At 45.3% G+C, this 19,113-nt stretch carries 37 protein-coding genes; 24 read left to right on the forward strand and 13 right to left on the reverse strand.

Annotation, left to right across the window (positions count from 1 at the left end; genetic code table 11):
* Positions 1 to 140 precede the first annotated feature (140 nt).
* The 8 genes from FYJ84_RS03980 to FYJ84_RS04015 form a co-directional block, all read right to left on the reverse strand.
* The gene (locus FYJ84_RS03980; RefSeq protein ID WP_154406304.1) at positions 141 to 323 is read right to left on the reverse strand and encodes a YvrJ family protein; all 183 of its coding nucleotides are present in this window, start codon (positions 321 to 323) and stop codon (positions 141 to 143) included.
* A 118-nt stretch (positions 324 to 441) separates the two neighbouring features.
* Positions 442 to 663, reverse strand: coding sequence for a DUF2922 domain-containing protein (locus tag FYJ84_RS03985; protein ID WP_205764093.1), 222 nt, complete (start codon positions 661 to 663; stop codon positions 442 to 444).
* A 95-nt stretch (positions 664 to 758) separates the two neighbouring features.
* Positions 759 to 983: a DUF1659 domain-containing protein gene (locus tag FYJ84_RS03990; RefSeq protein WP_154406306.1), complete on the reverse strand. Its 225-nt coding sequence runs from the start codon at positions 981 to 983 to the stop codon at positions 759 to 761.
* Positions 984 to 1,042: 59 nt separating this feature from the next.
* Complete coding sequence (locus tag FYJ84_RS03995) at positions 1,043 to 1,264, reverse strand: DUF2922 domain-containing protein (RefSeq protein WP_154406307.1); 222 nt, start codon at positions 1,262 to 1,264, stop codon at positions 1,043 to 1,045.
* Positions 1,265 to 1,321: 57 nt separating this feature from the next.
* Entirely contained in the window at positions 1,322 to 1,540 is a 219-nt protein-coding gene (locus tag FYJ84_RS04000) for a DUF1659 domain-containing protein (RefSeq protein WP_154406308.1), read from the reverse strand.
* A gap of 201 nt (positions 1,541 to 1,741) precedes the next feature.
* Positions 1,742 to 2,041: a hypothetical protein gene (locus FYJ84_RS04005; protein WP_154406309.1), complete on the reverse strand. Its 300-nt coding sequence runs from the start codon at positions 2,039 to 2,041 to the stop codon at positions 1,742 to 1,744.
* A 291-nt stretch (positions 2,042 to 2,332) separates the two neighbouring features.
* On the reverse strand, positions 2,333 to 3,325 hold the full coding sequence (locus FYJ84_RS04010; RefSeq protein WP_154406310.1) for a tyrosine-type recombinase/integrase: 993 nt from the start codon (positions 3,323 to 3,325) through the stop codon (positions 2,333 to 2,335).
* 247 nt (positions 3,326 to 3,572) lie between these two features.
* Positions 3,573 to 3,860 carry a helix-turn-helix domain-containing protein gene (locus tag FYJ84_RS04015; protein WP_205764094.1) on the reverse strand — a complete coding sequence of 96 codons (288 nt, stop codon included), beginning with the start codon at positions 3,858 to 3,860 and terminating at the stop codon, positions 3,573 to 3,575.
* 145 nt (positions 3,861 to 4,005) lie between these two features.
* Here FYJ84_RS04015 and FYJ84_RS04020 point away from each other — a divergent pair, with 145 nt between their 5' ends.
* From FYJ84_RS04020 to FYJ84_RS04130, 24 genes are all read left to right on the forward strand, one after another.
* A complete protein-coding gene (locus FYJ84_RS04020; RefSeq protein ID WP_154406312.1) occupies positions 4,006 to 4,602 on the forward strand; it encodes a hypothetical protein in 597 nt (198 codons plus the stop codon).
* On the forward strand, positions 4,602 to 4,895 hold the full coding sequence (locus FYJ84_RS04025; RefSeq protein ID WP_154406313.1) for a hypothetical protein: 294 nt from the start codon (positions 4,602 to 4,604) through the stop codon (positions 4,893 to 4,895). Before FYJ84_RS04020 ends, FYJ84_RS04025 begins: the two co-directional genes overlap by 1 nt.
* Entirely contained in the window at positions 4,892 to 5,089 is a 198-nt protein-coding gene (locus FYJ84_RS04030) for a hypothetical protein (protein WP_154406314.1), read from the forward strand. Before FYJ84_RS04025 ends, FYJ84_RS04030 begins: the two co-directional genes overlap by 4 nt.
* Positions 5,004 to 5,417, forward strand: coding sequence for a 3D domain-containing protein (locus tag FYJ84_RS04035; protein WP_154406315.1), 414 nt, complete (start codon positions 5,004 to 5,006; stop codon positions 5,415 to 5,417). Before FYJ84_RS04030 ends, FYJ84_RS04035 begins: the two co-directional genes overlap by 86 nt.
* Entirely contained in the window at positions 5,417 to 5,611 is a 195-nt protein-coding gene (locus FYJ84_RS04040) for a hypothetical protein (protein ID WP_154406316.1), read from the forward strand. The genes FYJ84_RS04035 and FYJ84_RS04040 overlap by 1 nt, the downstream gene beginning before the upstream one ends.
* Before the next feature lie 19 nt (positions 5,612 to 5,630).
* Positions 5,631 to 7,616 carry a DnaB-like helicase C-terminal domain-containing protein gene (locus tag FYJ84_RS04045; protein WP_154406317.1) on the forward strand — a complete coding sequence of 662 codons (1,986 nt, stop codon included), beginning with the start codon at positions 5,631 to 5,633 and terminating at the stop codon, positions 7,614 to 7,616.
* A complete protein-coding gene (locus FYJ84_RS04050; protein WP_154406318.1) occupies positions 7,616 to 8,461 on the forward strand; it encodes a hypothetical protein in 846 nt (281 codons plus the stop codon). Before FYJ84_RS04045 ends, FYJ84_RS04050 begins: the two co-directional genes overlap by 1 nt.
* Before the next feature lie 13 nt (positions 8,462 to 8,474).
* Complete coding sequence (locus tag FYJ84_RS04055; protein ID WP_154406319.1) at positions 8,475 to 8,774, forward strand: hypothetical protein; 300 nt, start codon at positions 8,475 to 8,477, stop codon at positions 8,772 to 8,774.
* On the forward strand, positions 8,774 to 9,010 hold the full coding sequence (locus tag FYJ84_RS04060) for a hypothetical protein (protein ID WP_154406320.1): 237 nt from the start codon (positions 8,774 to 8,776) through the stop codon (positions 9,008 to 9,010). Before FYJ84_RS04055 ends, FYJ84_RS04060 begins: the two co-directional genes overlap by 1 nt.
* Positions 9,003 to 9,506 carry a DUF3310 domain-containing protein gene (locus FYJ84_RS04065; protein ID WP_154406321.1) on the forward strand — a complete coding sequence of 168 codons (504 nt, stop codon included), beginning with the start codon at positions 9,003 to 9,005 and terminating at the stop codon, positions 9,504 to 9,506. Before FYJ84_RS04060 ends, FYJ84_RS04065 begins: the two co-directional genes overlap by 8 nt.
* A complete protein-coding gene (locus FYJ84_RS04070; RefSeq protein WP_154406322.1) occupies positions 9,500 to 9,688 on the forward strand; it encodes a hypothetical protein in 189 nt (62 codons plus the stop codon). The genes FYJ84_RS04065 and FYJ84_RS04070 overlap by 7 nt, the downstream gene beginning before the upstream one ends.
* Positions 9,685 to 10,545, forward strand: a complete 861-nt coding sequence (locus FYJ84_RS04075; RefSeq protein WP_154406323.1) for a prohibitin family protein — start codon at positions 9,685 to 9,687, stop codon at positions 10,543 to 10,545. Before FYJ84_RS04070 ends, FYJ84_RS04075 begins: the two co-directional genes overlap by 4 nt.
* 12 nt (positions 10,546 to 10,557) lie before the next feature.
* Positions 10,558 to 10,773: a hypothetical protein gene (locus tag FYJ84_RS04080; RefSeq protein WP_154406324.1), complete on the forward strand. Its 216-nt coding sequence runs from the start codon at positions 10,558 to 10,560 to the stop codon at positions 10,771 to 10,773.
* A complete protein-coding gene (locus FYJ84_RS04085) occupies positions 10,770 to 10,949 on the forward strand; it encodes a hypothetical protein (RefSeq protein ID WP_154406325.1) in 180 nt (59 codons plus the stop codon). The genes FYJ84_RS04080 and FYJ84_RS04085 overlap by 4 nt, the downstream gene beginning before the upstream one ends.
* Before the next feature lie 34 nt (positions 10,950 to 10,983).
* Entirely contained in the window at positions 10,984 to 11,352 is a 369-nt protein-coding gene (locus tag FYJ84_RS04090) for a RusA family crossover junction endodeoxyribonuclease (RefSeq protein ID WP_328596325.1), read from the forward strand.
* Between the two features lie 115 nt (positions 11,353 to 11,467).
* Entirely contained in the window at positions 11,468 to 11,665 is a 198-nt protein-coding gene (locus FYJ84_RS04095) for a hypothetical protein (protein WP_154406327.1), read from the forward strand.
* Complete coding sequence (locus tag FYJ84_RS04100) at positions 11,655 to 12,434, forward strand: hypothetical protein (RefSeq protein ID WP_154406328.1); 780 nt, start codon at positions 11,655 to 11,657, stop codon at positions 12,432 to 12,434. The genes FYJ84_RS04095 and FYJ84_RS04100 overlap by 11 nt, the downstream gene beginning before the upstream one ends.
* 269 nt (positions 12,435 to 12,703) lie before the next feature.
* Positions 12,704 to 14,056, forward strand: a complete 1,353-nt coding sequence (locus tag FYJ84_RS14880; RefSeq protein WP_154406329.1) for a TSCPD domain-containing protein — start codon at positions 12,704 to 12,706, stop codon at positions 14,054 to 14,056.
* A gap of 57 nt (positions 14,057 to 14,113) precedes the next feature.
* Complete coding sequence (locus FYJ84_RS14780; RefSeq protein WP_268878683.1) at positions 14,114 to 14,236, forward strand: hypothetical protein; 123 nt, start codon at positions 14,114 to 14,116, stop codon at positions 14,234 to 14,236.
* Positions 14,220 to 14,510, forward strand: coding sequence for a DNA ligase LigA-related protein (locus FYJ84_RS04110; protein WP_154406330.1), 291 nt, complete (start codon positions 14,220 to 14,222; stop codon positions 14,508 to 14,510). Before FYJ84_RS14780 ends, FYJ84_RS04110 begins: the two co-directional genes overlap by 17 nt.
* Complete coding sequence (locus tag FYJ84_RS04115) at positions 14,507 to 15,061, forward strand: hypothetical protein (RefSeq protein WP_154406331.1); 555 nt, start codon at positions 14,507 to 14,509, stop codon at positions 15,059 to 15,061. The genes FYJ84_RS04110 and FYJ84_RS04115 overlap by 4 nt, the downstream gene beginning before the upstream one ends.
* A complete protein-coding gene (locus FYJ84_RS04120; RefSeq protein WP_328596326.1) occupies positions 15,048 to 15,605 on the forward strand; it encodes a dUTP diphosphatase in 558 nt (185 codons plus the stop codon). Before FYJ84_RS04115 ends, FYJ84_RS04120 begins: the two co-directional genes overlap by 14 nt.
* Positions 15,602 to 15,892 (forward strand): hypothetical protein, encoded by a 291-nt coding sequence (locus FYJ84_RS04125; protein WP_154406332.1) that lies wholly within the window; start codon positions 15,602 to 15,604, stop codon positions 15,890 to 15,892. The genes FYJ84_RS04120 and FYJ84_RS04125 overlap by 4 nt, the downstream gene beginning before the upstream one ends.
* The gene (locus FYJ84_RS04130) at positions 15,889 to 16,290 is read left to right on the forward strand and encodes an RNA polymerase sigma factor (RefSeq protein WP_154406333.1); all 402 of its coding nucleotides are present in this window, start codon (positions 15,889 to 15,891) and stop codon (positions 16,288 to 16,290) included. The genes FYJ84_RS04125 and FYJ84_RS04130 overlap by 4 nt, the downstream gene beginning before the upstream one ends.
* Before the next feature lie 275 nt (positions 16,291 to 16,565).
* On the opposite strand, the gene FYJ84_RS04135 is transcribed toward FYJ84_RS04130, so the two are convergent.
* The 5 genes from FYJ84_RS04135 to FYJ84_RS04155 all read right to left on the reverse strand — a co-directional run bounded on the left by FYJ84_RS04135 (position 16,566) and on the right by FYJ84_RS04155 (position 19,084).
* Positions 16,566 to 16,772 carry a hypothetical protein gene (locus FYJ84_RS04135; RefSeq protein WP_154406334.1) on the reverse strand — a complete coding sequence of 69 codons (207 nt, stop codon included), beginning with the start codon at positions 16,770 to 16,772 and terminating at the stop codon, positions 16,566 to 16,568.
* 21 nt (positions 16,773 to 16,793) lie between these two features.
* Positions 16,794 to 17,390, reverse strand: coding sequence for a hypothetical protein (locus FYJ84_RS04140; RefSeq protein ID WP_154406335.1), 597 nt, complete (start codon positions 17,388 to 17,390; stop codon positions 16,794 to 16,796).
* Positions 17,391 to 17,480: 90 nt separating this feature from the next.
* On the reverse strand, positions 17,481 to 17,945 hold the full coding sequence (locus FYJ84_RS04145; RefSeq protein WP_154406336.1) for a hypothetical protein: 465 nt from the start codon (positions 17,943 to 17,945) through the stop codon (positions 17,481 to 17,483).
* A 2-nt stretch (positions 17,946 to 17,947) separates the two neighbouring features.
* Positions 17,948 to 18,646 carry a hypothetical protein gene (locus FYJ84_RS04150; RefSeq protein WP_154406337.1) on the reverse strand — a complete coding sequence of 233 codons (699 nt, stop codon included), beginning with the start codon at positions 18,644 to 18,646 and terminating at the stop codon, positions 17,948 to 17,950.
* Positions 18,647 to 18,649: 3 nt separating this feature from the next.
* Complete coding sequence (locus FYJ84_RS04155; RefSeq protein WP_154406338.1) at positions 18,650 to 19,084, reverse strand: hypothetical protein; 435 nt, start codon at positions 19,082 to 19,084, stop codon at positions 18,650 to 18,652.
* Positions 19,085 to 19,113: the final 29 nt, after the last annotated feature.

Consider the following 19,113-nt stretch of genomic DNA (forward strand, 5'->3'; position numbering starts at 1 on the left):
TTTGTCCGTAAATTGCAAAAAATAAAATAAAAGTAAACTAAAAAGATGGTTTTGATGTGCATTCTATACATGTTAGACATGCTATGCGTCAAAACCATCTTTTTTATTTAAGCATTTGTTTTTTATTTTTTGCTATTTGTTTATGCGGCGTTATTGGGATTATGGGGATTCATATAATAGTAGCCGTTCCGCAGCTCCAGTATCAGCTCGTCCACTTTGTTGGAAAACCTGTCCAGCGTGGCTTGGAATTTTACCAGCAGGTAGCAGGAGACAACGATGGGGAAGCCGACCGTGGAAATGGCGGATAAAAGCTTTTCTTCCATGAATGTGCTCGCTCCTTTCGATATTAAAATTGCCCCGCCGGGGAAGCGGGGCAACGTAGGGAAATAATAGGTGGTAAACAAAGTTCATGCCTTGAACCTTCAGGCGTTCAAGCTGGCCTTATGCCTCCGGCAGCTCCGTGATGATAGTCTCACGGATATAGGCGCGTTTGATGCCGTCAATAGGGGAGCCGGTCTCAAACTGGAACACATCCTTGTCGATGATGTTCTGCATTACGCCCTTTACCTGGCTGGCAGTAATGCCATCCTTCGGGTCCGCCAGGGAAATAGTCTTGGTGCCGTCCTCGCCACGGGTAAAGACCATATTAAGCTTCTTTGCCATATATATTCTCCTTTCCATTAAAGTTAGTAGCTAAAGGGGTTAAAGGCTCTTAATGCTCAAGAGCCACTTGAAGCAGTGCCGCCCTATGTCATGGGTTATGCGGCCTTCTTCAAAACGTGGGTGTCAATACGGAGCACATCCTCATTGGGATAATTGTACAGACCGGCCAGCTTGTCCCCGATGCTTTTCATGTCAGCATCAGAGATAGCGGTATCAAAGCCGTTGATGGTCTTGTACAAAAGGATGTGGTCACCCTCGTTATCGGTGCCGGTAATCAGTGCCAGCTTCAAGGCAGAAGACTTGGTTTCACGAATTGCCATAGATAGTTCCTCCTTTCATGTCTCAACAAACTCAAAAGTTAATAAGCCTCTGTATGTGGTCAGGCTGCGGCATCTTCCAGCTCAGTCACGATGACATCGCTGTAATACGCCTTCTTGATACCATCCACAGGCACGTCCTTGACCAGGACAGCCTTCTTGTCCACAATCGCCTGCATTGCCTCATAGGCCTGAGCCTTGGTGAGGTTCGGATTTGGATCGCTGATGGTAATAGTCTTGGAACCGGTGCCCTTGCTGAACACCAGATGCAGTGTTGCTGCCATAAAAATCACTCCTTTCGTCAGTCACGCAATCGATACATAGTTTTGCCCCTTCGCAGGTTATGCGGAGAGGACAGAGGTGTCAACCCGGTCTACCTCTGCCAGGGCATGGCTCTGCAGTCCTGCCAGACCGTCGGCAATGCCCAGAAGCTCATCATCGGTGAGCCCGGGATTGATGCCGCCAAAGCTCTTGGTAGAGCAGGTGGCATCCCCCTTGGCATTAGTGCCGGTCTCCAGCTTCAGCTTGAGGGTGGAATGGTTGTCCATCAGTGTGCTCATGAAAACATCTCCTTTCACGAAAAATAATTTTTTCAGGGAACAGGTGCATATGACAAATGATTATAAAATCAACAAGCAATATACATGGAAAAGTTAGGGGGTATGGGAAATATATTGCTTTTATCAGGTGCCGTTGTTCCCTGCACCCATATAGTACGTCCATGACATGTCACCGTCAAGTCTTTTTTTAAAAAATTTTTTTTACGCCATATTCCAGCCCTGCCAATCGCTGTGGGGACGGGGAGCAGGCCGCCTGGTGGCAGCCTTGTCCAGCTGCCACTGCATGCGCCGCAACACCCCTTCGCAATAATTCAATGACTCGGCCTTGTTCCGCATCATGACATCCATGGCCTTCAAGGTGCTATCCGTGCCGTATTCAGCCAGGAAGCGGAGCAGCTTCACCTTGTCCGCAGAAGGGGGCTCTCGTTTGAAGTAGTCCATGTAGGCATCCTGGCAGAGCTGGTAATCCCCGCTGTTCTGACAGAATTCATTGACTGTCATAGGCACTTTAGGGTTAGCAGTATTATTGCCAATGCTATGGCAATTGCTATTACTGCTGCCGTTGTTTATATTTTTCTTTTCTGCCTGATCTGTCACTGTAGTAACGTGGGTAGTATATCTTTTCTTTTCTTCTTCTTCTCCTATAGGGGAGTTTTCAGTTTTGTTTTCACTCAGTATATAGAATAAACCCTTGATACATCTATAGAGTCCAGATGTATCAAGGGTTTTAGATTGGATAAGATTAGGTAAAATTTGGTTCGTTGCTAACTTACTACTAGCATACTACTAACACTATTTGTAGGTCGGTAGCACATTAATAGCTTCAATAAGTTGCTCTTTGGTCTTATGCGTGTATACTGAATCATCTACGTCACTCCCTGCATGACCGATTATTCTTTGAATGATAACCTTGTTCACGTTAGCGTTGTTCAGCATGGTCTCGCATGTATGTCTTCCGTCATGCGGTGTATGCTTTTGGAGACATGGTATTCCGCTATTCTTCCAGCGGTGCTCCCTAAAATTTGACGTTGACATACTAACGAAAAGTTCCTTATCGCTCTGGTATCTCTGGATTATTGGCTTTATGGCATCATGAATAGGGATAACCCTGTCCTTCCCAGCTTTCGTTTTAATACCACCAATCATATAGTCCTCATGTATGTTAGAGTTTTTAAGGGTAAGCAATTCGCCAATTCTCATTCCGGTGAATATCAGTATCAGAGCCATGTCAGCTGTAAAGCCTCCTTCGTGTTGCCATAGTTCATGTATTTCTTCTGGAGAGAACGGGTAATGCAATGTTGACTTGTCTACAGCCTGGGGAGTTAAGGCATCCGCAAGGTTTGTTGAGGTATAGCTATTCATCATGGCAAACTTGTATAGCCCTTTGATTGCTGCCTTTAAAACCTGGGATACCGATGGAGTAGTGCTATCCATTATCAATTGCAAATCATGTGCTGTCACATGTTTAAACTTGTGCCTGTGTAATGGAGTTAGTTTTCTGAGCGATGCCTTATATGATGCTGAGATATCCTTTGAAGATGCCTTGTAATCCAGGAACTCCTGAACTACTTCGCCGAATGTCTTCTTGTTGCCAGCAAGATACTGTGGTTCACGGTGGTATATAGCGAGGGCATCCAATCCTTCCTGGCGTGTCCTATAGTAGCCTATAGGTTCCCTGTCCACCTTGCCTTCTGCGTTGATGCCATGCGATACCACAACTATCCACGGCTTCCTGCGCTTGCCTGAGAGCTTATAGACACTTCCGTATCCATTAGGTAATCTCATGATTAATCGCCTCCCAAAAAATCTAAAAATTTTTCATGGTTATCCTTGACCATACATGTAATATAATGTATCATGTATATAGTCAACAGGGCGAAAGGAGGTGTAAATATGAAGATTTCAATAGACTATGCCGCTCACCAAATGGGAGTGAGTCCATCGTTTCTCCGGGCAGGATTGCAACGAGGGGCTTTCCCATTTGGCACAGCGTACAAGAATGATAACCGGTGGAGCTACTATATTTTCCCAGCTAAGTTCCAGGAGTATATAGGCTCCGCATGTCCTCAAGGAATTTGACCATGAGGTCAAGCTCTTCTTTGGAGAAACGTTTCGCTAAATGCAGGGACTCAACATTTCTTCCCATCATATGGTCAACGGAAACCTTGAGTTCATTTGCAGTCTTCTCGATAGTAGACCACTTTGGGTCACCTTCTCCATTTTCCAACCTCTGGATGGCTGGGAGAGACACGCCAACCCTGTAAGCAAGGTCTCTCTGGGACAGTCCCTGGGCTTCACGAAGTTCTCTAATTTTTCTCATAAAAATTTCACTCCTTTCCTTGACTACACTTATGACATGTTGTATCATATATGTAGTCACTGAGGTAAACTTCTATAGATACATTATAGCACAGTTTGTCAAGGGTGAAAAGCAGTTTTTTAAAAATTTTTTAGGAGGTCATATCATGGCAAAGATTATCAAGAAGTCGTTTGACAACAAGGTTACTCCGAAGGGATTAGCCAAGTGGGTAAAAGTAAACTCCAGGTACGATGAATACGAGGGTAAGAAGAAGTACACTGTAACCCTGCGGTTCCCGAACAAGGACGATGAGGCTCGCATGAAGAAGTTCTGTGATGATACCTTGGCAGAAGCAAAGAAACTGTCTGAGTTCGAGGGGCGTACATGGAGAAGCGGTGATGACCTGCGCAATGGCTATACCGTAAACGAGGATGGCTCTCTGGACTTCAAGTTCCAGACCGCAGCATTCTATACCGACAAGGATACCGGTGAGCTGGTTCAGAAGTTCATCCCTGTATTCAATGTAGCAACCCAGTCAAAACTGCCACACGATGTAAGCATTGGTGATAACTCTGAATTGCGCATTGCATTCATGCCGATGGCATATTGGATGACCAAAGACTCAAACGGTGTGAATCTGTACATTAACAAGATTGTCGTTGATAAACTGATTGAGTTCGGCGGTAGTGATGATTTCAGTGAGTTCGGTATTGAGATGCCGGTGAGAGAGCCTGGCCTCGATGAGGAGGACGTTCCAATCTGATGAAAAGCTGGGATGACTGCAATAAGCCTCACAGGCTGGCAAAGAAGTTCCTTGGAATAACAGGTGACTTCTCCAAGAAGAACTTCTTTGCTGTCTACAGCTTCTTTAAGAAGCAACAGGAGACCACTCTGAATCTGCTATATGAGTACCTTTGCTCCCTTGACGGGAAGCGAAAGATTACTATGGCAGACCTGTTTAAACAGGCGGATGAGTGGAACACGAGAAGCAAAGTAAAACACATAACTCATAGTAATGTTACTGATTATCTTGAGTTATTAGGAGGTACACGATGAAAGATTTCATAGGGGTTCCAAGGGTGAAGTTGAAAGACTTCTATAAGATGGTGAAGGCTAAGGCACAGGCTGAGGCTGAGGAGCACAGGAAAGCGAGGAAGGCAAGGCATGAAGCTCAGAACGCTGATGATGACGATGGTTCTGGTTCTGAGCCAAAGCGTGAACGCATCCGCACCAGGGCACGTTTACAGTGACCTTTCTTTTTGTCGCCCCAAAGACATTATAGAAGATGTAAAACCAACTGTAAGATACATAGCAAATGTATCATGGTATACAGCTTCTGACGATGAATGTGGAAAGTCAGATGGAATCACTGCGAGCGGTGAGCAAGCGGTTGCCGGAATTACGGTGGCCGCTGATGACCTTCCGCTGGGTACAAGAGTCCGCATTAACGGTCATGAATACATCGTTCATGACAGGTTTGGCGGTGGGTATAAAGGGCGCATAGATATTTATTGTGAAAGTAAAGAGGAGGCATTTGCTAACGGTAGGCAAATGCTAGAAGTGGAGGTACTGGAATAATGGACAATATAAGAGCAAAGATATTTATTGAAGCAGATGAAGCAGGTACAAAGGTTGAAGTTAATGGTGCCCCATCTATTATCATGTTCTTCCTTGGTCAGGTCATAGTTGACATATCGAAAACATCTGATGTACCACTGGAGGACATACGTGAGATGCTTGCAAAGTCTATTCAAGTATGGTCTGAGGATTAATTGTGAGAGGACATGACACATGAATGTTAATAGCTTACTAAGGAAAAGCCTGGTGGAATATATTCCGGAGGCGCAATTGCATAGCGATGGGACATATCGGTGCGCATGTCCTATTCATAACGGTGATAACCCAACGTCATTCACTATCTTTCCACAGGAGAATACATTCCATTGCTTCTCCTGTGGAGCCCATGGCAACATCATTAACTTTGTCATGGAGCGTGACAGCGTATGCTTCGACACCGCAGTCAAAACCCTCTGTGATGATTTCGGTGTTGAGATTGATGATCCGAAGTACAAGGAGCAGCTTGATATTACCCAGCGTAATGCAAGGTGGGCAGTGGGTATGCAGAGACAGCTCCCACGCATCATTGATTACCTGCACAAGCGCGGGCTGACCGATGAATCCATCAAGACATTTGGTCTTGGGTACAGCGAAAAGCTACAGGCTCTTTCGATTCCCATGTACGACACCTGGGGCCGGTGTGTGGCATTTCTCTATAGATACTTTGACCAGATGCCTAAGTACAAGAACAGCAAGAATATAGATGGACTCTTTGTTAAGGGTAAGTTCTTGTATGGCCTTCCACAGGCACAGCGGTTCCTGCGCAAGACGAAGACTCTCATGCTTTGCGAGGGAGCCATGGATGCCATCAGTGCAATCCAGCAGGAGAACTGCTGTGTAGCCTACTGTGGTATCAGTGTTGGCAAGGCTCACATCGAGCAGATAAAGGAAGTCATTAAGCCAATTGGTGCCAAGGTTGTCCTGTGTCCTGACAATGATGGCAAGGCTGGCAAGTTTGTTCTGAGAGCCCGTGACTTATTCATGAAGCAAGCACCGGACACGGTTGTCAAAGTAGCCGTGATACCTGATGGGGCAAAGGACTTCAACGACATGCTTGTCCAGGGCATGGATATAGCCAACGATTGCAAGTATGAATCCGTGGACTTGTACTGTGTAAAGCAGATTGTAGCCAATGAGCCCGACAGGGATATGCAGGAAAAGCAAGTGGTCGCTTTCATGTGTACCGTGAGGAACCCTTTGACTCGTGCTGATATAGCTGAATATCTTGCTGACGTATGGGAGCGCGATGTAGCTCTGGTTCGTGAGTTATTCAATATCAAGCAGGATACAGCCGAGGAACAAATCAAGGACATCATGACAGTGGACGTTGGGTATCAGAGGCTGGAACATAAGAAGGTCGAGGAAACCTTCGGAGTTGGCTTTGATAACATCGACAATACCATTCAGTTCACAAGGAAGAATGTGGTTATCCTTGGAGCGTACAGTGGTTCTGGCAAGACTACCATGTTAGCCGAGTGGATATTGCACTGGTGCATCAAGTGCCACAAGAAAGTCCTGTTCTTCTCACTGGAGATGCCAGTGGAAGACATAATGAAAATCCTCATATCCAAGATTGTGCAGATACAGCAGTTCAAGGTATACGAGTATATCAAGGAGCGTCCTGATACCTATGAGCTAATCATGGATGCCCTGAAGAAATACCTGTTCATCGTGGACAAGAACTACTTATCCTTTGATGATATGGGAAACTACATCAAGCTCCTGGCCTCACGCGATATTATGGTTGACATAGTAGCCGTGGATTACTTCCAGTACATGCAGGGCACTGACACGCTGGAAGGGCAGGAGAATACAGCGAAGAACATGAAAGCCTTCGCAAAAGAGAATAACGTGACATTGTTCATGCTTTCACAGCTCAATAAGGGAAGTCAAAAGGATGGCAGCGGAAAATTCAGAGAGCCGGTGCAGACTGACCTCATGGGCTCAGGTGCTATAGGCAATTCAGGTGATTACGTGGTTGCTATATGGAGACCAGCGCAGGTTCCTGGCTTATCACCGATTGACCGTGAGCATGTGAAGTACGACACGATGTTCAAGATAATCAAGGCTCGCGAGGTAAGAAGTGGTGACATCATATTTAATCTGGTGTACAACCCTGATACCTCACGATTAATGGAAAAGATTGGAGAGACAGTATAATGCCAGCGATAGGTTTTAAATGTCCTAATGGGGACAAGGTTACATTCGAGCAGTGCTTTGCAGGGTGTGACCATCAGTGCATGAGCTTACCTGCACTCAAGGCTACATCGCAACCACATTGGTTCGGTAAGCCAAGTGTTACCCAGCTCTTAGCACCGACACGCATCATGTACCTACAGATTATGAATGACTTCTACCTGAATCCGCACGGTAGCATAGCAGCCATGATTGGCACATCAATGCACGCCATCATGGAAGACAATTGTCCCGATGGATGGATAATGGAGAAGCGTTTGGAAGATGACATTACATCGGGAGCCTTCGATGCCTACGATGCGACAACGAAAACCCTGTATGACTTCAAGAACTATGGAGCCTACAAGGTATCGCAGGTACTTGGCTACAAGGCTCGCTGGGTAAAGCGTACAGTTACCAGGGGAAAGCACGCTGGCGAAGAACGCTGGGAGCAGAAGTTTGAACCTGGTGGCGTGAGGCATGTGCATGACGTAGCATTACAGATGAATTACTACCGCATCCTCATGGGGAAGCATGGGTATCCGGTGGAGAAAATGATGGTTCAGGTGTTTGTCCGCGGTGGTCTGGATAAGACAGCGAAAAGCTATGGAGTTACCCAGCCGACATACCTTGTGCCCATCAATCCAATATCAGACCGATGGGTGCGGAGGTACTTCGAGATGAAGTATAAGAAGCTCATGGATGCCGTGGAGAGCGGTGTCGTGCCGGAGGTATGCAAGCCGGTGGAGCGATGGAATGACCGCAGATGCAAGGACTTCTGCGAGGTTAATGAGTTGTGTCCATATTACCAGAAGAACTACATGGTGTAAGGAGGAAGAACAAATGACTAACGAGGAATTTCTGAGAAGATTTGATGCGCATGAAAAGTTCACCAAGAGAGAAATCAGGGAAATGTGCTGGGGGGAAGTCGGCGAGTTTATTGATGAGCGTGTAGTTGATGAATTACGTTGGTTTTTATCAAAGGAGACAATATTTCAGGTAGAAGATAGGTTCTTTAGTATAAGTTGGTTTCAGGGAGCCACTGAATGCCAGGAAAATGAATATGATGATAGTTATCCAGTGGAAGTACGCAGGGTTGAAAAGGTTGCATACGATTATGTGCCAATCGAGGAGGACAACTGATGAACAAGATGTGTGAGGTGGCGCACTTGCTTGGCCTGGAGCTGGGGCAATTCTTCATGATAGATGTGTTCGAGGGTGTATTTTGTATCACGGAGCATGGCCTCGTAAACGTAATCCTTAAAGGGAATGTAATTAACAATGAGCAGGGTGAGATATTACAACGCTTGCTCTTGGGTGACTTCGAGATTACTCATGTTGCCAAGTGGACAAAGATTAAGGAGGGATATCATGGCTGATTTGTTTGATAATGTATATACGCACTGTAAGTCATTCAATAGTTCTGAATGTATAAACAATGGCGAAAGGTGTAAGTTCAGAGAAGGTGATGATGGTTGTAAAATAGAGAACATCACTGGTGAGGTACCGATACTCTGGGATGATGAAGATAGAGAGAGTATCAATAAGGTTCTCGCGGAGCACCATATCAGCATCGAAAATGACAATGGTATTGAGAACGACAACAATGGCTACAGTACATCTCAGAAGCACTATATAGCCAAGTCTCCTATTGAGTTCATGCAGACTCTCATGAGCAAGGAGATGTTTGTTGGCTTCTGTATTGGTAATACCGTCAAGTACCTGATGCGTGCGCCGTTCAAGGGACAGCTCAGGAGTGACCTTGATAAGGCTAGGCAGTATTCGTGGTGGGCATCGCTTGCCAGGAAAGGTAAAGTGGTTGACCCATCGGAGCCTGTACCCAAGGATTTCAAGACGAGGGTGTTTATATGTTAAGAAGTTTTATCATATTTGCAGTAATGGTTATCGCTGGTACATTTGTTTACCTGGTTGTAAATTACGCCAAGGGGTTTGGCAGATGTATCATGGATATAAAGAAGCGTTTTATGGATTCCATCTCTGATGATGGAGTGCCGGAGAACATCAAGGTGACAAAGTTAAGGAGGACGAGAACATGAGTAACAATGGAAAAATTGGAATGACAGGTATTGCAGTGGCGATGATGTTAGCCATCGGTCTTGGGGCAACGGCTTCATATAAGGTGGATCCTGGGTACGCCGGTGTTGTCTACAATATGGATGGTGGCCTTGAGGAGGAAACCTTGGGGCAGGGCTTTCACATGGTATTGCCATGGAAGAAGGTTATTGAGTATCCTGTAAGCACCGAGACTGTGTACTATACTAAGTCTAACGATGACGGTGAGCAGGTTGACAACAGCATTAATGTGAATACCAAGGATGGCAAGCAGGTAAATGTATCCGTGACCTACGCTTATCACATGGATGAAGCAATGCTTCCTTCGGTATTCGAGAAGTTCAGAGGTCAGAAGGCTTCCGCGATTGAGGCTGGCTACATGAAGAACGAGATGTATCAGGCGATTAACGAGGTTACCTCTCAGTATTCTCTGATGGAGCTGGTTGGCAATAAGCGGCCTCAGATTAACGAGGAGATTCTCAGGAAGTTCCGTAGTTCCCTTGAGCAGTACGGCATTATCATTGAGACCTTCAATTTGTCCGATGTAGTTCCTGATGAGCAGACCAAGACTGCAATTCAGGCTGTGGTAGATGCGCAGAACGCACTGGAAAAGGCAAAGGTTGAAAAGGAACAGGCTGAGGTTGAAGCTGAGAAGGCAAGGGTGGCAGCTAAGGGCAAGGCTGATGCTGAAATCATTGAAGCCGAAGGTACAGCCAATGCAAATGCAAAGCTCCAGCAGAGCCTGACACCGCTTATCGTTGAACAGCGTAAGCTCGAAAAGTGGGACGGTAAACTCCCTGGTATCGTTGCCGGTAATTCAAATCTTTTGATTCAGCCATAAGGAGGAATGTACATGAGTAAGATTATTATCAGTGTTGACGATGATGAAAAAGTCTCGGTTGAGTACGATGGTTGCGAGGATAACCTGCGTACCCTGGGAACGTTGCACTTTGCGCTTGTCAAAGAGATTGCTAAGTTCTACAACGTTGACCTGGGCGAGGCAACGTTTATCATTGGCAAGATGTCATTCAATATTATCCGTAGCTTAATTGAGGAGGAAAACGTATGAAGGCAACAACAAAGGCAGAGATTCACATGATAGTTGAACCGCTGGAGGCACTTGTAATCTACAAGGCGTTGTCCGGCAAGAAGATGGATTCCGAGGAAGATGGTGTCCGCAAGGAGCTCTTGGAGCAGCTGAATTCAACCGTATGCTTCGGCGTTGCAGAGGAAATCCTTGGCTGACAGGCTTCATCTTGTCTTACCGCTGGTTCCAAGTGTGAACAGTATGTACATGACCACCAAGTACGGTGGTCGTGTGCGTACTAAGAAGGCAAGGGACTGGTTCGATGAGGCAGAGAGGATTACCAAGCTGGCAATAGTTGAGCAGGGATGGCAGCCTACTATTGGTGAAAAGGTTGTTCTTGAAATCATGACATACTTTCCTGACCGCAGGAAGCGTGATGTGAACAATAGCTCCAAGGCCCTCTGTGATATGCTTGAGCACGCGAGGGTGTATGACAATGATAGGTATGCGCTCCCACGGTATATTGATTATGCAATTGACCGCGAGCATCCGAGGACAGAAGTGGTTGTGCGTAGGTTCGGGGAGGGAGACGAATGGAAGACGATGATTCCCCATGCGTGAACTGTATCAATAAGTGTGATGCGTGGGAGGCAGAGTATTGTTGCTTGTTATGTGAGTATCTTGGTGGTGGCAATTGTGATGATTGTGACCCGATGGAAATCTGAGGAGGAATTGTATGTTCTATGAAAGCATGATAAAACTGAAAAAGAAGAACATCGAGGCCGTAATTAAAATCCCGTTTGATACCAGGGATGAAGCGTTGGTTGGGTTCAATAGGTTACTTGATATGCTTGATGAAAGCCACGATGATACCTTGAAGGTATTGAATAGCTTTGCTGGCAATGGTGTTAAGGAGGAGTCGCATGTTTTATGACAATGAAATCTCCATGGGTATAATGGAGAAGAAGTATTTACAGCCAGGGGAAACCCCAGAGCAGTGGCTGGACAGGGTGGTGTCCATATTCTCCCCTGATTTGCAGGATGATATAAGGTATGCCATTAGTCAGGCTGACTTCTTGCCAGCAGGGAGAACCTTGGCTGGCGCAGGACTCAAGGGAAAGCGTAAGATGAGTACGTCTAACTGCTATATTTGTCCTTCACCAAAGGATAACATCGAATCCATATTTGATACAGCGAAAATGGTTGCTCGCATCAGTAGCTATGGTGGTGGCTGTGGGATAGCATTGGATAACTTGAGACCGAAGGATGCACTGGTAAACAATAGTGCAAGAACATCAACGGGTGCCGTGAGCTTCCTGAATCTCTTTGATACGACAGGCTCAATTATTGGCCAGGCTGGAAGACGTGCAGCTTTGATGGTTGGTTTACGCTGTGACCATCCTGACATTTATGAGTTCCTTCGTGTCAAGGAGAATAACGAAAAACTTGCTTCCATGAACATCAGTATTAAATTCACTAATGAATTTATGGAGGCGGTGCGTGACCATAAGAAATTCCATCTTCACTTTGAATCCGTGCATGAAAACATTGAGCGTGACATTGATGCCGCTGAATTTTTTGAGGAATTCTGCAAGGTCAATGCTGACTGGGGAGACCCAGGGTGCATCTTCATCGACAGGGTAAGGAGCTACCACTTGCTCAGTGGTTATCCTGAGTATCAGATTGATATATCCAATCCGTAAAGTGTATGCGGCGTTGCATGGTAACATGCAAATGAAAATCCCCTCTGAATAACTTGGAAGCCCTAACGTAAAGCCGAGGGTGACAGGGAGCAAGGGTAATGCCAGCTTGAGAGAAGTAAGCGAGGGGACATCCCATGTGGATGGTGCGGTACTCCAGACGACAAACACTGTTATACCAGGTGTGCTATGGAAACATAGTGTCGTAGGGTGCAGAATATTATGGTATAGGTGGTAACAGCTGCAACCTTGGTTCCATCAATCTTTATAACATGATTGATGACAAGTTCACTCGCGAAGCGCATGTGAACTATGAACGCTTGGGAACTGTCGTAAACATTGCTGTTCAGGCACTCGATGAAATCCTTACTTATGGCTATGGTATGCAGCCATTAGATCTGAATCGCAAGGTCATTGATGACTGGCGCAGCATAGGACTTGGTATCTTCGGTCTTGCGGATGCACTGGTTGCTATGGGTATACGTTATGGCAGCAAGGAGTCAATTGAATTTGTCTCTGATGTCATGGAACACATCATGCTCTATGCCTTGGAAACATCATCAGACCTGGCTCATCACTATGGCTCATTCAGAAAGTATGATTTCGAGAAGATTTGCGAGTCTCAGATAATCAAAGCTTTCCCTTACATGAGGGATAAAATAGAAATGGATGGGCTCCGTAATGGCTCACTGATTTCCATCGCTCCAACAGGCACTATTTCCCTGTTTGCCGGGCGGTTCACTGGTGGTGTGGAGCCTATGTATCAGGTGGCATACGAGAGAACCTCCCATTCCACTGAGGACGAAGGAAAGACCTTCTTTGTCTATGCTCGTGGCGTGGAAGACCTCCTGAAATTCCATGGGATTGACCCTCAGAAAATCACGGTGGACGAGATTAAGGCACGGTTCCCATTTGTTATTGAGTCTCATGAGGTGCCATGGAAAGAGCGTGTGGCTCTCCAGGGTGTAATGCAGGATTACGTTGACAACTCCATCAGCTCCACGGTAAACCTGCCTAACAGTGCAACATGGGAAGATATTCGTGACATCTACATGTTTGCATGGGAGCAGGGGCTCAAGGGAATAACCGTGTTCCGTGATGGGTGCAAGCGTGGCAATATCCTTGGCGTATCTAAGGATGAGCCAGTTGAGTCAATGTATAACATGGTTGAACCGCTGAAGCGTGGCAGTACCTATCGCGTTGATGGCTCCACATTCAAACAGCGGACAGCCTGTGTTCCTTCCATGTATGTCACGGTGAACAAGTCAGACACAGGCGACCTCATGGAGGTATTCACTAATGCCAGCGGTGGTTGTCAGGCCAACATTAATACCATTACTCGCCTGGTTTCCCTTTTACTACGCGCTGGTGTCAAGCGTGACATTGTAATCGAGGAGCTTCGTGAGAATCAGTGTCCTGCATGTCAGGCTCTTAGAAGGCAGGGAAAATCCCTTTCCCTGAGCTGCGGTAATGCCATTGCAGATGCCATGACAGCCATGCTGGACGATGAATCTACCGTGGAGCATGATGGCTACCTGGTATGCCCTGAGTGTGGCAAGCATACCCTTAGACCAGAGGGTAAATGCTTTACATGCAGTAACTGTGGCTACAGCAAATGTGATTGAGGTGATTTGATGGGACATGTTTATAACCTAGGATTAAATGTAGCATGTGACGTTTCCGTGTATGCGGAGAACGCCAGTGAAGCCAAGGAGCAGGCAGTGAGCCAGGTTGAAAGTGGCTTGGTAGACCTTGGGTTCGATAATCCCGATGCTGATGTGGTGAGCATTGAAGCAGACGATTGAAGAACGCATCAAAGCACTGCGACTACAAATCATGATTCATAGCATTATCTATTATGAAATGGATAACAATATAATCAGTGATGCTGAGTGGTCAAAGCGTGCTATGGAACTCGTGGAATTGCAGAGGAAATACCCCTCTGTATCCACGGTGTTCGATGAAGCGTTCAAAGATTTTGATGGTAGCACTGGTTTCCATTTGCTGCGCTATGCAGACGATAGAGCCAGGGGCAAAGCGAAATATTTGTTAAGAATAGAAGGGAAGTTAAGAGAATGATTAAGACATTAGGCGTATATAATCTTGAGGAAGCACTCGCATCCGCTGGACTTCCGATGTGCTTGCATATTGATGCGTTAAAAGCATCGGAGGGCAGGGGAAAGAAGCTTGGTCATGCCCCTGTCGGCAGTGGTCACGATAAGTTCCTTCGCGGTATCATGGTGAGCTTCAGGATACAGGCTCCACGGTATTTCTACCAGCAGCTTGATACCTACCATTTTGTTGAGAGCGTAAGCAGTCAGTCCACCATGCATTGCGTTGATGAGTTCAATCTGAATACAATGCTTGCCCCGGCTACTGACCAGATAATTGCAACGAGATTCAAGCAGCTGGTTCAGATGTACAAGGATGGCAGGATTCCATTGTCCGTGGTAAAGGCATCGCTTCCGGAGGGGCTCATGCTTTACCGTGACTGCGTGACCAATTATCAGCAGTTGAAAACCATTTACAAGCAGCGCAGGAATCACAGGCTCACTGAGTGGCAGGAGTTCTGTGATTGGATTGAGACTTTACCTATGTTTAAGGAGTTGGTATTAGATGAAATTGGGTGATTATGTAGAGGTTACTAATGGAGATTTCGCAGGGAAGCAGGGGTGTGTTACTGCTATCGAAAGCAATAACATGGTCCGCATTGATGACAAGTATTGGTTCGTTGCTGAAGATGTGAAGCCAATTGCTCCCATTGTTGAAGTGAAATACTTCGATAAGCGTTGCAAGCTTGAGCAAAATGGTGATTGGATTGACCTCAAGGCAGCAAAGGATTTCCATTATCATGCAGGGGATGCCCTCATGATACCGCTGGGAGTGGCAATGAAACTTCCAAAGGGGTACGAAGCTCACATGCTTCCGCGTTCCAGCACATTCAAGAGATATGGTATTATCATGACCAACTCCATGGGTATTATTGATGAAGCATACTGTGGCGATGATGACCAGTGGCATTTCCCTGCGTGGGCATTGCGTGAAGGTCGCATCAAAGCCGGTTCCAGGATTGCACAGTTCCGCGTGGTAAAGCACCAGCCAGCATTGCATTTTGCTGAGACTTCAAGGCTTGGGTATAAGAACCGCGGTGGCTTTGGGAGCACTGGCAAATGATTGTCCGTGTTCTCGTGGATTTGAATGATGAGGGGTGGCTATACCTCCTCACCATTCAAACAGAGGATAAAGACAGGCTCTTTGAGTTATTGAAAGAGCATAGCCATGATGTAAGATTCATCGAAGAAAAAGAGGAGCCTTCCAAGAGGGACACAGGTGACCGCAAACTAGACGATGGAAGCATTGTCCTGCGTTGCCAGTCCTTTGGAGACAAGGTTGGTGCAATGTACGCCTTTGGCAAGAGCCAGGGCAAAATGTGCACCATAGAAAAGGCGGTGGCAGTATGAAAGATACCATTGCCCAGTTCATGGATGACTATAATACCGGCAAGATTTCCTTGGTAGACCTGCAACGCAGATTGGCATTTGACCAGTGGAAGCAAGACAGTAAATATACTAGACTAATAGAGTACGTTCCTAACATGAGATGCCCGGAAGACATCGTACTCGCCAAGTATGATTACTTGGAACTCTATAGCTGTCTTATGAAGCTAAGGCACCGCGTATCCAGTACCACTTGGAAAATCCTGTGCATGGTTGCATACGGATATACCCAGGAACATATCGGTCAACGGTTGAACTTAGGTCAGCCAGCGATAAGCAAACGAATAAGCAGGGTTCTTCCCATAGCTGAAAGGTTAAACTTGAAAGCACTGCTTCACGCGGTAATTGCATGGAAGCAATAAAAAAGGGGGAGCATTAAAACACTTGCTTTTAGTATAACTGTGTGATATTATATAGGCAAAGATAAGGTAAGAAATGTCGTAGAGCCACGACGTTATAAAGAAAGCTCACTGAGAAGATGGGTCGTAGAGCCACGACCGGCACAAAAGAAAGCTCACTGAGAAGAACCCTCTTTTGAGGGCTTTTCTTGTTTTTGGGAGTAATTATGCATTAATCAACCCTCTCTAATCTCTGCAAAAGAGAAAAGGGAGGGTTGTTTTTTATTATTGCATGTTGTCTATAACTCTGTCCCATCTAAACATACTTGCGGTTCGTTTTTGTAAGAACCGTCTATTCTTTTTCTGATAATTCTTGCACTTCGTTCTTCGCCCGCTTCCTCATATGCCTCTGCTATGAAATTAGCATAGGATAAGAATTTAACTTCATCCCCTTCCATGTGAGCAGAGATAAGAATACCTATTGTTGTTGCATTTATTACCTTCATTTTGTCATATCCCCCCTTTTTTTATCTGCCTTCCATGAAATCCTCCATTTTCTGAAGGTCTCGCTCAAGCATACGCCTGTAATTCAAAAGCTCTTTCATTTCAAGTGCAGTAAAGCAATCTTCGTTATCTTTATATGGTTTTGTTGCGGCATCCTTTATGCCAACGAGCACATCGTACAGCAATTCTTCTTCACTGAGATACACTTGCCAGGCGCGATATATAGTAGCATTGGTTGAATCGAATGAGTCATAAACAATTCCATCAATACAGCACACTGTATGGTCAGTTATTTTGAGTTTATCATTATCTACTTTTACACCCAGCAAAAACCTTCCTTTAGGATGGTTTAATGCAAACTCCTTAACTGTTTCCTGTACATCAATCATTAATCTCACAGCCTTGTTGCTCAGATATACACCAATACATCTGGATTCATTAAACATTCTTGACATTTTTATACCAAATTCACATAAGTTACGATATGCTTTATCATAAGATATATCAAATGCTAATGCTGTAGCGCGGATAGAACAATCCAGGGAAATGTTTTTCTTTGGATTAACATTGAACTCGCAAAACACCTCGCCATCTTTTGGTTTCGGTAAATCATATAGCATAACAATCACTCCATTGTATCGTATTTCCAGTTTTCATTTTGTCATATTTACCATTTTATCACATTAGAAAAGCGTGGGGAATACCCACGCTTAAACAACTTTCAATGTACGGAATATCACGGAAGAATCATCGAACCTAATTGTGTCATCGAAGCTATCAGTAACCTTGTAGCACGTCATGATAAACATAATGTTGTCAACCATATCATTGTCATCAACGTCTTTGCTGACTCCATCTTTAACAAAGCTAAGTAAGGTTTGCAGGTACACTCTTATAGCCTCTATATACTCATCTTTAACTTGCATACAAATAGATAAATCATCGCTATTATCAATTGTTGTTATTGCATACAACGTCTTGCACTCTTTATCCTCGCATGGAAGGTTGTACAGTCTAACACTCTTGTTTCCAAGCCTTGCCATTTTACCATCTGGAAAAACATGCATATTCCATTTCTCAGCCCATTCGGTAAAAAGTTTCCTTGCAGTTTCCAGGCTGCACGTGACAGCCTGGTCTTCCATGTACAATCCATCTAAAGCAGTGACAATATACATGATTACTCAGCCCCCTTCATGAAATCTGCGATAACCTTAATTTCCTCTGGCATCCGCTCATACGGTGGTAACTTTCCAGTCTCAGCACAGTTGTCATACAGACTGATGATTTCTTTGACTGTCTTTTTGATGAGTGCATGGTACTTATTCGTGCCGAGCAAATCCAGGAGCTTGTCGCCATACTCAACGATACCATCATGCACCCAGTAGAAATCCGTGAAATTATCCAATGGCTTACTATTGGAACCCATCTGCAGGATTTCCAGGGCTGACAGGTTATCAACCGCACTATCGAAATGCTTGGCGGTGCAAATGAATCCATCGAACCCATGCCTATCAAGGTCAACCACTTCCAAGTCCAGGTACTTATCGATGACATCGAACTGAGCACTTGGTTTTGAGAACTCAATGCAAGTACACAGGATGTCAAACAGCTTATCCTGCTTATCGCCGGCCAGCTCAAATACAAGCGTGTGTCTCTCGAATACGCATTTATATTCATGGAAGCCATCGAACCTCATGACCTTAGTAATGTCATATTCACCGAATGTTCTGTGATTCAGTGTATCATCATAATAATCATGAGAAAAATCATTGAGGCTAATGCCTATCTGCCTATCACAGGACACAACAGTATCACTTGCAACCACACAGGTGTCTCCATTTTTCAGCGTAATAATATCAGCATTCTTGAATTCCATAGCTTATTCCTCCCCACCAAGCAATTCCATTTTCCCATCAATGAGCCTATAGTGCTCACATATATCCAGGTCTTCATCCCATGTGTTCATGTACCCCTCATACTCAGTGAGCTCAATCCACTGGCAGTCCTTGGGAAATATAATGCGATTACCGGCAATTACACCCCTGTCACCATCTTTGAGTACAACAATGTCACCGCACTCAAGGGGCTCACCACGCTTGAACACAGTGGTGTAGCACTGCTCATAGCTTTCCTTTCTCTTGATTTCCATGATGTCCCACTCGATGCAAATCTTGCATGTGCCATTATCCCTGAAATCCTCCAGGGAAATCCAGTCCCAGTCACCGCGCTCATCGATTCTTACGATGGCATCATCAGATACCACGCCCTCAGTCTTGTCCCTGAATACAACTATGTCTTTCTGTAAGAATTCCATGATTTTTACCTCCTAAAACTATAGATTAA

The organism is Anaerovibrio slackiae, from assembly GCF_009695585.1.
Lineage (GTDB): Bacteria > Bacillota > Negativicutes > Selenomonadales > Selenomonadaceae > Anaerovibrio > Anaerovibrio slackiae.